The organism is Candidatus Poriferisodalis sp. (assembly GCF_965215815.1).
Taxonomy (GTDB): Bacteria; Actinomycetota; Acidimicrobiia; order Acidimicrobiales; family Poriferisodalaceae; genus Poriferisodalis.
The window spans coordinates 1,536,547-1,549,962 of record NZ_CBDCEO010000012.1 but is presented as its reverse complement, the minus strand read 5'-3'; the positions used below and the strand labels follow the sequence as shown (position 1 = coordinate 1,549,962).

10 protein-coding genes are annotated in these 13,416 nt (G+C 64.0%); all 10 read left to right on the top strand.

All coding sequences use genetic code 11. The annotated features are described in order from the left end of the window. Positions 1-252: 252 nt before the first annotated feature. The 10 genes from ACOOHB_RS08825 (at position 253) to ACOOHB_RS08780 (ending at position 13,362) form a co-directional block, all read left to right on the top strand. Complete coding sequence (locus ACOOHB_RS08825) at positions 253-543, top strand: hypothetical protein (protein ID WP_420444416.1); 291 nt, start codon at positions 253-255, stop codon at positions 541-543. Between the two features lie 251 nt (positions 544-794). Further along, a complete protein-coding gene (locus ACOOHB_RS08820; protein ID WP_420444415.1) occupies positions 795-2,147 on the top strand; it encodes a DEAD/DEAH box helicase in 1,353 nt (450 codons plus the stop codon). Between the two features lie 38 nt (positions 2,148-2,185). Then, positions 2,186-4,030: a helicase-related protein gene (locus ACOOHB_RS08815; protein WP_420444414.1), complete on the top strand. Its 1,845-nt coding sequence runs from the start codon at positions 2,186-2,188 to the stop codon at positions 4,028-4,030. After that, positions 4,027-6,024: a hypothetical protein gene (locus tag ACOOHB_RS08810; RefSeq protein WP_420444413.1), complete on the top strand. Its 1,998-nt coding sequence runs from the start codon at positions 4,027-4,029 to the stop codon at positions 6,022-6,024. The genes ACOOHB_RS08815 and ACOOHB_RS08810 overlap by 4 nt, the downstream gene beginning before the upstream one ends. A 78-nt stretch (positions 6,025-6,102) precedes the next feature. Further along, entirely contained in the window at positions 6,103-6,504 is a 402-nt protein-coding gene (locus tag ACOOHB_RS08805; protein ID WP_420444412.1) for a hypothetical protein, read from the top strand. Continuing rightward, entirely contained in the window at positions 6,501-7,481 is a 981-nt protein-coding gene (locus ACOOHB_RS08800) for a hypothetical protein (RefSeq protein WP_420444411.1), read from the top strand. Before ACOOHB_RS08805 ends, ACOOHB_RS08800 begins: the two co-directional genes overlap by 4 nt. Then, the gene (locus ACOOHB_RS08795) at positions 7,478-8,404 is read left to right on the top strand and encodes a hypothetical protein (RefSeq protein WP_420444410.1); all 927 of its coding nucleotides are present in this window, start codon (positions 7,478-7,480) and stop codon (positions 8,402-8,404) included. The genes ACOOHB_RS08800 and ACOOHB_RS08795 overlap by 4 nt, the downstream gene beginning before the upstream one ends. After that, entirely contained in the window at positions 8,401-10,326 is a 1,926-nt protein-coding gene (locus tag ACOOHB_RS08790; protein ID WP_420444409.1) for an AAA family ATPase, read from the top strand. The genes ACOOHB_RS08795 and ACOOHB_RS08790 overlap by 4 nt, the downstream gene beginning before the upstream one ends. Before the next feature lie 100 nt (positions 10,327-10,426). Then, the gene (locus tag ACOOHB_RS08785; RefSeq protein ID WP_420444408.1) at positions 10,427-11,884 is read left to right on the top strand and encodes a type I restriction-modification system subunit M; all 1,458 of its coding nucleotides are present in this window, start codon (positions 10,427-10,429) and stop codon (positions 11,882-11,884) included. Further along, entirely contained in the window at positions 11,881-13,362 is a 1,482-nt protein-coding gene (locus tag ACOOHB_RS08780; protein WP_420444407.1) for a type I restriction-modification system subunit M, read from the top strand. The genes ACOOHB_RS08785 and ACOOHB_RS08780 overlap by 4 nt, the downstream gene beginning before the upstream one ends. Positions 13,363-13,416: the final 54 nt, after the last annotated feature.

Below are 13,416 nucleotides of genomic sequence, written 5' to 3'. Positions count from 1 at the left end.
ACATGGAACGGACCGCCATCCCGACAAGGATGTCAACGCCGCCATCGAGGCAATGGGCGAGGCGGGCTGGCGGATCGAGCGATCCCGAGGCCGCTCAGCACACGCTTGAGGCAAGGCGTTCTGTCCTCACTTCGGACAGAGCGGGCACTTGGACTGCGCGGTCTCCGTATCGGGCACCCCTCGAAGCGGCAGCAACGAGGCACGTAGAATCAGGGGACGCATCAGGCGGTGCCAGAGAATCTGTGAGGGGACATGATTCAGCCATCTTCGGCGGACTGCAATGCCGTCCACCACTTTGTGCTGGTCACCGAGGGTTGTGACCTGCTCAACGACGCCAACCTCGAAGCGCTCTATGAGGCGGGTTGTACCGACGCCAGCATCGGACAACGCACGGTTGAGTTCGACCGCGAGGCCCCGACCCGTTGGGATGCCATACAGCAGGCGATTCGGGATGTCGCCGCCGTTTCGGGACTTCGGGTCGTTGATGTTCGCGACAGCATGGACGCCGTGCCCGCCGAACCGACCGCGCCCGCTCTCAGGTAGGCCCAATCTGGATCTCGGCTAGATGCGCTGTGGCTTCCCGCGCCTCCCCGGCCGACCTTGTCAACGGAGACCGGCAATTTCGCGATCGGTCTCCATAGCGTTGACACTTCCTTGTACTGCGCGCCTTCATTCACGCGTGGGCGCTCTAGCGAGGACGATGTGAAACAGTGACGGGCTACCTGCGATACCACCCGGTGGTGGGGGACGCGGACCGCGAGGTTGGTTCCGTGCGGCCGCGTCGGATGTTGGTCGTGGGTGAGCGCGTCCCGGACTCGGTTGCCATCTCCACCACCGCGCGCCGGCGTGACGCCGATGAGGCTCAGCTACCGATGGGCGTCTACGTGTTCGACGATGGAGCACAGGTCGAGGTGATGGTCGTAACCGAAGGCGGTGCCCCGGCCACACCCGCCCAGATCGATTGGACGGCGGAGTCGCATCCGCTCCTCTCTGCCTACGACTGGATGGGTGTCTGGTGGGACGATGCAGACAACATCGCCCGGCCGCTCTTTGAGGTCAACTCGCCCGCCTTCACGCGTGGATCCGGACAGGAGGCGGTCGTGCGCGACCGCGACTACGACCGTGGCCAATGGTGGTACCGCATTCGCGTCGAAGGACGCACCGTCACCGTCGCTGAACGCGATCTCCAGCCTCCGGAGATCGACGACGATCCCTACGAGTGGATCGCCCGCCCACCGGCCCATGCTGACCGCTTTGCGGCCACGCTCACTCGAGCGAAGCTCCGAGAGCAACTCACGGACACGGTCTACTCCTTTCGTGCCACCAAGACGATCTTCCGCGCGTATCAGTTCCGCCCTGTCATCCGACTTCTCGAGACAGGCCACCTCCGCCTTCTGATCGCTGACGAGGTCGGGCTCGGGAAGACCATCGAAGCGGGACTCGTTTGGACCGAACTCGATGCCCGGCGGCAGGCTGACCGAGTTCTCGTCGTCTGCCCCTCGATGCTCGTTCCCAAGTGGCGCGCGGAGATGCGTGAGCGCTTCGACTACGAGCTTCAGGACCTCGACCGGCCCCGGCTCGATGAGCTGCTGGAACGAATCGACGAGGACCGGATGCCATCGCGGTTTGCTGGCGTCTGCAGCCTCGAGCGGCTTCGAGTGTGGTCCGGTCTCGAGGATCTCGCCGAGCTTGCCCCGCGATTCGATCTGGTTGTCGTCGACGAGGCGCACGCGTTTCGCAATTCAGAAACCAGGAGCCACGCGCTCGGAGCGCTGCTGTCCGACTGGGCTGACGCGCTGATCTTCCTGTCGGCAACTCCACTGAACCTGGGGAACGACGACCTCTTCAGCCTGCTCCAGCTCCTTGCGCCCGGCGAGTTCGACAACCGATTCGTCCTGGAGCAGCGGCTGGAGCCCAACGCTGTGCTCCACGCTTTGAGCGCCAGCTTCTTCGACGTCGACGTGACGAATGCCGAGCGCCTTCGGCGGCTGAAAGCCGTCGAGTCACTGGACTTCGGTCCCGCCGTCTCGGCCCGACCGGAGTACAGCGAACTGGTGACACTTCTCCAAAGCGAGACTTTGCTGGCACCACAGATCGCCCAAGCCAAGCGGCTCATCGGTCAGCTCACGCGCTCTCCGCTGTCGTAACGCGCACGCGGAAAGTCGAAGTGCAAGAGCGGAAGGTGGTGAGAGAAGCAGTCCCGATTTCCGTCGAGTGGACCGACCCGGAGGCCGAGTTCTACGCCGCATTCGAGCGGTGGCAGATCGATCGGGCTAGAGCCTTGCGGCTGCCGGTCGGCTTCGTGACCCAGATGCCTCTTCGCCTTGCGAGCACCTGCCTTCCAGCAGCCCGGGACCGGGTCTTGAACTGGCGAGACGAGCTGGGAGACGAAGACCTCGATGGAACAGACGACGACGTTTCGTGGGACATCACGAGTCCCCCGGCCGAGGTGCTCGAGCTAGCGCGCAGCCTGGGCGAGGTCGACACCAAGTTCGATGCCTTCCTCGCACATCTCCGGCCGGTCGTCGAGAGCGGTCGTCGAGTGCTCGTGTTCACCTTCTCTCGGCGAGCGTTGGCGTACCTCAGCGAACGTCTGAGCGCGGGCTTCCGCATCGCGGTCATGCACGGCGGGGTCGGCCGCGAGGCCCGGCACGACATCATGCGAAGATTCCGCGACCACGACTTCGACGTTCTCCTTGCGAGCCGAGTCGCGAGCGAGGGCCTCGACTTCGAGTTCTGCTCGGCCGTCGTCAACTACGACCTCCCTTGGAATCCAATGGAGGTCGAGCAACGGATCGGCCGGGTCGACCGATTCGGTCAGATCGAGGAGAAGATCCTTGTCCTCAACTTCCACACTCCCGGAACCATCGAGTCCGACATCATCGAGAGAGTGCATCAGCGGATCGGCGTCTTCACGGACTCCATCGGTGAGCTCGAACCGATCCTCCAGTCGCGGATGGGAGATCTGCGCCGTGCAATGTTCGACTTCTCTCTGACAGAACCCGAACGCGAACGTCGGCTCAGCGAGATGCTGGCGGCGATCGAGGAACAGCGGCTCGCGATCGACGACGTCGAAGTCGCAGCCTCCTTCCTGTCCTCGACCGACACGGCAGAGATCGACGGTCTGGAGGAAGACCTCCTCGAGTCCGGCCGGTACATCGGCCAGCCCGAGCTAGTCCACCTGCTACGCGATTGGGCTGCGGGCGCACCTGGGGCGCGTTGCGAGGTGGACAGCGGCGGCACCCACCTCACGCTCCGCGGTAACGCAGCGATGGAGCTGCACCTACGAGGTGTGCAGTCTGCAGGTGAGCGATCGCGAACCGAGGTTGACGTGCTGGCCAAGGCGATGCTCGACGAGAGTGACGTGGTGCTCTGTCTTGATCCGGAGCACGCTCGCAAGACGGGCCAGCACCTCCTCTCTGCCACCAATCCGCTGGTGCGAGCGGCGCTTCGCGTTCCCGGTTCATCCCAGGCGCGCTTCGGTCATATCGGAGTCAAGAGCAGCACGGTCACGCCGGGCTCGTACTTCGTCCTCGTGGCTGTGGCCAGATGGGTCGGGCTCCGGCCGTCGGTCGAGTTCTGGACGGCGGCGGTCGACCTCGATGCGGGAGTCCTAACGAGTGAGGACGTGGGGTCGACGGTCTTGGTTGCGCTCGCAGAGTCTCAGCTTGAAGAGCGAGAGGCGCGAATTGGCGTGGACCTCGACGCAAGTCTTGGGCAAGCCGAGCGTTCACTTCGGCAACGACACGAAGAAGAGTCCCATCGTCGCCAGGCAATGAACACCGCGCTCGTTGAATCTCGGCGCATCAGCCTGCGGGAAACCCACGCTCGGAAGGTCGCCCAGATCGAGCGACGCATCGAGACCCTGAGGGAGAGAGGGAGCACCGGGGTGATCCACCTCCAGGAAGCCCAGCGGTCGAATCAGGACCGAATGCTGCGGGAAGCCCAGGAACGACTCGAGCAGAGCCTTCATGGTCGCATGGACGTCGAGACGATCGCAGTCTGCGTTGCAGAGGTGACACCCGAATGACCGATACGAAGCATGACCAAGACCACCGAGCCGAACTGGACGCCGAACGCGCGGTCAACGAGCAGTATCTGGCCGAGATCGAGCGCCTGCTTGACAAGCAGCCCCACCTTGTCAAGCAGATCGCCGTCGTCCAGAGTCAGCAGTGGACCACCTCCTCGCTCCCTCGGCCGGGCATCGACCGCGGCGCGACCGCTGCCGTCATCGGCCGAGTAGCACTCGAGGACGACCACCCCTACTCCGACGTGATGGGCCAGACCTTCTACATCGCCGGCTGGCGCGTGGAGAAGGACGGTTTCGAGACGGTCAACTGGGCTGCACCAATCGCAAGCCTGTATTTCGAGGGCCGCTCATCGGGGTACCCGATAGCGTCATCCGTAACCGGAAGGCGAACGTTCGTACTTCGCCTCGCCGATCTCGTCGACTACACCGATGAGATCGAGACCGCCGTCGCAGACCCGTTCAAGGGCCGGGCAGGTGCCCTCGAGATCCCGGCGGCGCCGATGCGACGCCGGCCAACGGTTGAGCCGACAGAGGAGGAGCAAACACCGCCTGAGCCAGAGGCCGCCGAATTCGACGAACCGCCGAGAATCGAACCGTCCGAGCCATTCGTAGCTGAGATCGCGAGAGAAGTCGACACTCGCCTGGAACACCTTCGTGCGGCCGATGCGGTCGTCAAGGTCATGCAGATGCCGAAGCAGGGCCGCATGGGTGCGGTTCTGCCAACGATGCAGCCCGACCAGTACCAGCTCGTTGCCGCCGCCGGCAACCGAGGGCTGGTGGTGCAGGGTCAGCCGGGCACGGGCAAGACCGTTGTCGCTGCCCACAGGGCCGTCTACCTCACGAGCAGCGAGCGAGAGTCGGAACGGGTCGCCCGTATCGCGATCGTCGGACCGTCCGATCACTACGTCGAGCACGTGGCGCCGATCGTCTCTGAATTGAAGGAGCCGGAGGCCGAGATCCGGGTCCTCAGTCTTCCAGCCCTGCTGCGCAAAGTCGCCGGGCTTCGGTCCGTTCTGAAGCCGGGACCCATCGGACGGATCGAATCGTCCTGGGCCCTCGGCAGGATGATCGACCAGTTCGTGAGATCGATGGATGATCGACCCGCGTCGGGTCGCATCGACCAGCGTGTTCGTCGCGTCGTCGAGGCCATGAAGCACGCCAGCGAATCCGAGATCGGTGACGCCGAGGTCTTGGCTTGGCTTCGAGGTCTGCCCAGCTGGAACGAGATCTCTGGGCAGGTGCGTTACCTGCCGATGCTTGCCACGGTTGCATTGTCGCTCGACCCCAGCGCGATTGGTGAGTGGGTCGGGCACCTGATCGTCGACGAGGCACAGGATGTTCGCCCCCTGGAATGGCGCATTCTCACTAGTTCGCTGCTTGAGCATGGCGGCTCGCTCTCGCTGTTCGGCGAGATGAACCAGCGGCGGTCCGACTGGACTGCGGCGTCTTGGCAGAAGCTCGCAGTGGATCTCGAGATGACCGACGACACGGGGCACTGCGACATCCATGTGCTCCAGATGGGCTACCGGTCAACGCAGCAAATCCTCCGTTTCGCAAACCAACTGCTGCCTCGCGGTGAACGGGGGGAGCAGGCGCTCCGAAACGGACCGCAACCCACCATTACGAGGGTGTCCGCCGACGGACGTACTGCTGCGGCCGTCGACGCGGCTATCGACCTCGCCAACCGCCACACGGGGATGGTGGCGGTCATCTCCACCGAGCCGAGGCCGCCATTGGTCGAGTTCCGAAAGCGCGGCTGGATTCGCGGCCGCTATCAACACAGCTGGACGTGGGACGGGGCGACTGTCGTCATCCTTCACCCAGACGAAGCGCGCGGGCTCGAGTTCGACGGTGCGGTCGTCGTGGAGCCTAGGGACTTCCCCGAGAACGTCGGAAGGCAGGGCGTCCTCTATACGAGCCTGACCCGCGCCAACAAGGAGCTCGCCGTCGTCCATGCCCAGCCGCTTCCCCGCGGTCTCCGCCCGCCCCGCTGATCGCCTCGGAGAGGCGATCCTTCGTGATCACGTGACGTAAGGTCACGCCGGCCATGACGGGCGGTATTGGCGGCAAGGATGGACAGCGACTGGACAAGCATCAGGCGCCAGCTCGGACCGGAGTTCAACTACGGACCAGGACATTGGTTCTGCGTGCCACACGAAGACGTCCGGCGGGAGGACGGCGGCATCTTCTCCGAGAAGCACGGGGGGGCCGGCCGGCGCGTCGTCCTAGCGACCAAGTACGGCCCCAATACCGCCCTCTTCGCGCGCTCCGCCTCGGTCCGTTCGACCTACGCGCACCCGGCCCACGATCACGCATCCGACTTCAGCCGCTGCCAGCTGGACGAAGATGGATGGATCGACTTTCGGATTCGCGTAGTCGTCCCCGTGTCGTCTCTCTGTGACGACAACTACTCCTGTGATGAGCCGCAGGAGTCCACGCTCCGCGCCGAGATGGAACGGACCCTGCGGCTATGAGCTTCGACGAGCTCCGCCGAGAGTGCCGCCGCGACGGCATCGGGCCGTTGTTTTGGGAGCTTTTTCTCGCTGTCTGTGGCCGGGTGGCGCGCAAGTACCCGCCAGCGACGTTCAACAACAGCGAGGAGTGGTCGGAGGAATCGCTACGCGATCTTGCCCAGGAGGTGACCCTGCGGCGCCTACTCGGAGAGAACCAACTCGAGTACGTCCTCGACCTCGCCACGGACGAGGACTCTCTGGCGCGACTGCTTGCATTCCAGGTTCGGAGAGTATTGACACGTCGACGGTCGACAACGGTGGTCGACCGGCTCTTGATGCGAATCGACAAGGCGCTCGAAGGCGACGCAATCGAGACCGTTCAGCTCGGCTCGGACAGGTTTGTCCAGGTCCGGGGCATCGCCCGCGATCCTCGCTCTCTCACGGAGGCAGAGGTCCAGCGGGCTGTCGCGCTTATTGGGCCCGTGCCTCGGATCCCATCCAATCCGAGCGGCGTACGCGAGTCGAAGGTCTACAACGGCGAGAACCTGCGCCTCCTCCTGAGGGAGTTACTCAACGAGTTCGGGGGCATCCTCATCTCCGACCTTCGCAGGATTCTCGAGATCGCGTTGACAGCCTGGCTGCCAACGGTCCTTCGCGAAGGCGAGGAGAACTATCGCTCCCAGTCGACGCCAGAAATCGAGCCCCACCGTGCCGCCATGCCAACCCTGATCGACAACGTCATCGCTCAGCTCGACGACACCCACCGGGTCGTCCTGCTCGGCAAGAGCCAGGACACCTCGGACGGAGAGCTGGCTCGTCGCACAGGCCGTTCGCGTCCATGGATCGCCGACCGCAAGTCCGAGGTTCTCGCGATAGTCGAACGTCAACTCATCGCAGAGCTTCCAGAAGAACTCCACGGCGAAGCTGTGCGCGCGCTACTCGAGGAGCTGGCACGGCTCGAGGACGGGCTAGACGGACTGGAGGAAGGCACGGCATGACCGAAGTCCCCGCCGCCATCCGATCTGCGGTCGAGGCCCACCGCCGCAGCCAAGATCTGGAGCCTGCGCGCTCGCTCAGCGATGGTGCGACGCGTCGAATCTCGAGAGGCGACATGCGCATTGTGCAGCCTCCATGCCGGGAGGGTGCGGCCGGGACGCGACGACTGTGCCTCGTCGTCGGTGTCGATCCAACAAGCGAGTTCGCTGACGTGGTGCTGGTCCACAGCGCTCCGGAACTCGCCACAAGCGTCGACGGCGTCGTTCCGAGTTCCACGAGCGGAGCGCCCTACGACGCCGTCATCCAAACCGACCTTCGTGGTGTCGCCTGGACCTTCCAGGTCGATCGTTTGGTCGGCCGTCTGGGCGAGAGCTCTCTCGAGGCACTGAACTCAATCGCACTCGGCAATCCGGCAACCGAGCGCGCCCAGGGCAACGAGATATTGAGCGGATCTGCTCTCACTGGAGAGAGCGACCGCCGGTGGGCATTCAAGGCCGATGAGGGGTCGGTGTTCCGCACCCTGACTCGCGAGTGCACAGCGGTACTCATTGATGGCGGCACCGTCTGGGAGATCGACCCTGAGCTGCTGCGTCAAGGCCAGCTCGACGGTGCTACCGACGGCCCCGAGGTCGTCCAGGAGTTCTGGGAGTGGCGATCAACACGCCGGTCACGTCGGCTGACGATCTCCGACGACCTCCTGACTGAGATGCTGGCGCAAGATCCCCCGACACCGAGCCCAGAGTCTGATCTTGCCCTCGAGCTTGCCACGCTTGCGTGGGGGCTGGCGGCCGAGGTCTCAACTGAGGCACCAGCCGGTCGCTCCGACGTCACGCGTCGCTGCCTGCTGTCCGCAGGGGCTGTCCACAGACCCGGTCATGAGGCCTTCGACGAGGTGCATCTCCTCGGGGAACGAACAGCAGCATGATCAATCACCCGTACCAACTGCGAAGGATCGAGCTCCAGGACTTCAAGTCGGTTGCGCAGGCGTCGGTTGACCTGCGCCCGCTCACCGTTGTGGTCGGTGCGAACAGCTCGGGTAAGAGCACCCTGCTCCAGGCAATCTTGGCAGTCACGCAGGCCGTGCGAGCTGGTACCAGCACCGCAGAGTTCCCGCTGAACGGCGAGTTCGTCCGCCTCGGGACCTTCGATGAAACTCGCAACTTCCTGACCACGAGACCCAACGAACCGATGCAGGTTGCGTTCGAGCTCGTCGACGCAGGTTCCCCATTTGGAAGGTTCCCGACACAGGCGGACGAGGACGAGCGGCCACTCACACAGCTCCTCTGGCGGGCCTATGTCACTGATGTTCAAGCTGCTGATGGAGAGGACGGGTCAACGAGCGGGTTCGCACACCTGAGCGCTCTGCAGATCGAGATCGGTTCACTCTGGCCAGACAGCGACGGTGAGATCACCCGACTGCTTTCGTGCGACGTCAGCGAGTTCACGACGGCAGCGGATTCCTCGACAGGCCTCCGCTTCATCGGCAGACGGGGCCGTCTGCCGTTCCCGAGTGGACGGGCCATCGGTGCGACGGGGCGCGTGCAGGACTGGGAATCCGGTGCATCAAGCGCCATCGACGCCGTTGTCCTGGGGGGAGGAGTGCCCCACTCCCTGCTGCGACGCGTTGGCCTGTTCGATCGGCGGGCAGAGGTCTGGTGGAACACCGCGCAAGACCTGCTCAGCAAGGAGCTGCAAGAACAGAAGGCTGAGGTTGCCGAGAAGGGACAGCCGAAGAGGCCTTCACAGGCAGCGATCGCTCAAGCCCGAACCGACCTCGAGTCACTCGACTCGAGCGATGCACACGTGGCGAGTAGAGAGCTTCCGTTCACCCGAGGATTCGAAGCGTGGGGTGATGAGTTCGACCGAGTGCTGTATCGGCGGATCGGGCAGTTGTCCGCTGATCAGCGTCGAACGGTCGGCCGAAGCATGGTTCACTTGGGCGAGGCGACGTTCCGGCAGCTGCTGCGCGAGGAGCTGAGTGAGGAACACTGGATCGACGACGAAGTCCTTGTCGAGCAATCGGGTCCAGCGGGCGAGGCCCTTGCTCGGTGCGGCTTTGCGTCCCAGCGCTTCTTCCGCTCGGCGGTGCGCTATCTCGGTCCTCTCCGCGAAGCGCCTCACGTTCTCTACGACCCCGGCCCGTCCAAGCTGGATCTGGGCGTGCGAGGTGAGTACTCCGCAGCGGTGCTCCACGCACAAGCGAATCGCAGCGTGCTCATGCCGACGCCCACGGGTCATGGTGAACAACGCCGACTCGACGCGGCACTGAACTACTGGCTACGCGAATTCGACTTGGCAGAGAACGCTCGATCGGAGGATCGGGGTCGCATCGGCATCGGACTGAGTGTCACGCCGAAGGGGCTCGAGCGTGAAGTCGACCTGACGTCTGTGGGGGTTGGCGTCAGCCAAGTCTTGCCGGTCATCCTTCTCTGTCTCCTCGCCGAGCCCGGCACGCTGGTCGTTCTCGAACAACCAGAACTGCATCTGCATCCAAGGCTCCAGCAGGACCTCGCAGACTTCCTACTCGCCTGCTCTAGGTCTGGCCGTCAGATCGTGCTTGAAACGCACAGCGAGCATCTGGTCAATCGGCTGCGGTACCGGATTGCTCAGGACGAGTCCAATGAAGCGCACGCTCTAGTCGGGCTCGTGTTCGCGGAGAACGAGGATGGCATCACCCGGTATCGCGAGCCGGAGATCAACGTGTACGGCGGTCTCGGCGAGGATTGGCCGGCGGGCTTCCTGGATCTGACCGCACGGGAGGCACAGGAACTCGTGCGCGAAAGCCTCGCCAAGCGGCAGAGAGACAATCCCCGCGACGTAATCGAACCTGGGCCAGCGCACCCTTGACGCCCGTACCCACAGCGCTCCTTCAACCGGATGCAAGCCGGCATCAGACCCCGGAAGGCTGACCTTGGCAACTAACGGCAACGGACGAACTCTCGAATCGATGCTCTGGGATGCGGCCAATATCCTTCGGGGTCCCGTTGACGCATCGGACTTCAAGGCCTACGTGTTTCCACTGCTGTTCCTGAAGCGGATCAGCGACGTCTACGACGAGGAGCGCGCCGAGGCGCTCGCAGAATCGGATGGCGACGAGGAGTACGCCGACCTACCGGAGCAGCATCGCTTTCAGATCCCGAACGGGAGCCACTGGGCAGACCTCCGAAAGCGCACCATCAACGTCGGACAGGCCATCCAGCGGGCGATGCGTGAGATCGAGAAGGCGAACCCGAACACCCTCTACGGCATCTTCGGTGACGTGCAGTGGACCAACAAGGACCGCTTGTCCGATGAGCTCCTGGTCGACCTGATCGACCACTTCAGCCAGCTCGACCTCCGCAACTCCGTGGTGCCCAACGACGTGCTCGGCGATTCCTACGAGTACCTCATCAAGAAGTTCGCTGATCTCACCAACCGAAAGGCCGGTGAGTTCTACACCCCACGCACCATCGTCGAGCTCATGGTGCGCGTGCTCGCCCCACAGGCCGGCGACACTGTCTACGACCCGGCCTGCGGAACCGGCGGCATGCTCCTCGAGACTCTCCAGCAAGTCAGGGAATCAGGCGGTGACGAGCGACTCATGCTCGGCCACCTCTTCGGCCAGGAGCGCAACCTCACCACCGCCGCCATCGCCCGCATGAACCTGTTCCTCCACGGAGCCGAGGACTTTCAGATCGTCCGCGGCGACACTCTGAGACAACCGGCATTCCTCACTGGCGACAAGCTGGCCTCCTTTGACTGCGTCATCGCCAATCCCCCTTTCTCACTCAGCTCGTGGGGTGAAGACACGTGGCCGAACGACCCGTGGGGTCGCAACCTGGCTGGCACCCCACCGAAGAAGTACGGCGACTGGGCCTGGGTGCAGCACATGATCACATCGATGGCGCCAGCGACGGGCAGGATGGCGGTCGTGCTGCCTCACGGAGCGTTGTTCCGAATGGGCGCCGAGGGCAATATCCGTTCGAAGGTCCTCGGCCTCGACCTCATCGAAGCCGTCATCGGCTTAGGCCGGAACCTGTTCTACGGAACCGGCCTCGCCGCCTGCATCCTGGTTGCCCGTCGACGAAAGCCCGAAGCACGCCAGTCCAAGGTGTTGCTCGTCGATGCCTCCGACCTCTTCCGCAAGGGCCGCAACCAGAACACGCTCGAACCAGAGCACGTCAAGACGATCTTCGAGGCATACGAGAAGTTCGCAGCCGAGGAGGGCCGCTGCCACGTCGCAACGCTTGACGAGATCCGCGAGCAGGGCGGCAACCTCAACCTCGCCGGCTACATATCGAAGCCTGACGACGTGGACATCCCGTCAGTCGAAGAAGCAACGAAGGCGCTCGTGGAAGCCTTGGACGCGGCCTGGGCCGCCGAGGACCGCCTGAACCAGCTCCTTGCCGAACGGGGCATCGCGTGACCACCCGCATCAGCCAGTCGCAGCTCGAGTCCTACCTCTGGGGTGCAGCAACGCTGCTCCGCGGGACCATTGATGCCGGAGAATACAAGTCGTTCATCTTCCCCCTGCTGTTCCTGAAGCGGCTCAGTGACGTGTTCGACGAGGAGTATCAGGCTGCGCTCGAGGAGTCCCACGGCGACAAGGACTACGCCGCCCTCCCCGAACAGCACCGCTTCCAGATCCCCGCCGGAGCACACTGGTCCGACCTCCGACAGTCGGCCAACGACGTCGGCCGAACGATCTCCAAGGCGATGCGCGAGATCGAGCGGACGAACCCTCGACTCGACGGCGTCTTCGGCGACGCCCCTTGGACCAACAAGGAACGGCTGCCCGACGCAACGCTCAAGGAGTTGATCGAGCACTACTCACAGGTGACGCTGAGCTTGCGCAACGTCCCCGAGGACGAACTCGGTGTCGCGTATGAGTTCCTGATCAAGAAGTTCGCCGACGACTCTGGCCACACCGCCGCGGAGTTCTACACGAACCGCACGCTGGTCCACCTCATGACACAGCTCCTCGAGATCGAGCCGGGCGACAGCGTCTACGACCCGACGTGTGGCTCGGGCGGCATGTTGCTCTCAGCAGCAGAGGAGCTCCGACGCCAGGGCAAGGAGCACCGGACGCTTCGACTGTTCGGCCAGGAACGGAACCTCACGACTTCAGCGATCGCCCGCATGAACCTGTTCCTCCACGGCATCGAAGACTTCAACGTCGTGCGTGGCGACACGCTCGCCAATCCAGCGTTCACCGAGGGCGACCAGCTCAGGCGCTTCGATGTGGTCCTGGCCAACCCCCCGTACTCGATCAAGGCCTGGGACCGAGATGTGTGGTCGTCCGATCCCTGGGGCCGGAACAGGTACGGCACGCCGCCGCAAGGACGGGCCGACTTCGCCTTCTGGCAGCACATCCTCGCCTCGATGGACTCGAAGACCGGCCGATGCGCCATCCTCTTTCCTCACGGCGTCCTCTTTCGAGACGAGGAACTCGACATGCGCCGACGCATTGTCACCGCCGATCTCATCGAAGCGGTGATCGGGCTTGGGCCAAACCTCTTCTATAACTCCCCAATGGAGGCGTGCATCGTGGTGTGCCGATCGGCTAAGCCAGCCAGCCGCGTCGGCAAGGTGCTGTTTATCGACGCCGTGAACGAGGTCACACGGGAACGGGCCCAGAGCTTCCTGACGCCCGACCACATCGATCGGATCGCTTCGGCGTTCCAATCGTTCGAAGCAGAGGATGGGTTCGCTGCAGTCACATCCGTCGACGCGATCGCTGGCCTAGACAACAACCTCTCGATCCCGCTGCACGTCGACCGCATGGGGGCTCGCCCGGAGCATGACCTCGACGTCGCCCTAGCTGAGTGGCAACAGAGCGCGTCCGAGATTCGCTCCGCCGCTCAGGCGCTGTTTGCACGTCTCGATGCGGGAACCACGCTGTGACTTCGGATCGACCGCTGCCCGACAGTTGGCTTTGGGTTCGCTTTGGTGACGTCG

Coding starts and splice junctions, on each gene's coding strand:
- ACOOHB_RS08825 (WP_420444416.1), top strand. CDS start 253: ATGATTCAGCCATCTTCGGCGGACTGCAATGCCGTCCACCACTTTGTG.
- ACOOHB_RS08810 (WP_420444413.1), top strand. CDS start 4,027: ATGACCGATACGAAGCATGACCAAGACCACCGAGCCGAACTGGACGCC.
- ACOOHB_RS08805 (WP_420444412.1), top strand. CDS start 6,103: ATGGACAGCGACTGGACAAGCATCAGGCGCCAGCTCGGACCGGAGTTC.
- ACOOHB_RS08800 (WP_420444411.1), top strand. CDS start 6,501: ATGAGCTTCGACGAGCTCCGCCGAGAGTGCCGCCGCGACGGCATCGGG.
- ACOOHB_RS08795 (WP_420444410.1), top strand. CDS start 7,478: ATGACCGAAGTCCCCGCCGCCATCCGATCTGCGGTCGAGGCCCACCGC.
- ACOOHB_RS08790 (WP_420444409.1), top strand. CDS start 8,401: ATGATCAATCACCCGTACCAACTGCGAAGGATCGAGCTCCAGGACTTC.
- ACOOHB_RS08785 (WP_420444408.1), top strand. CDS start 10,427: ATGCTCTGGGATGCGGCCAATATCCTTCGGGGTCCCGTTGACGCATCG.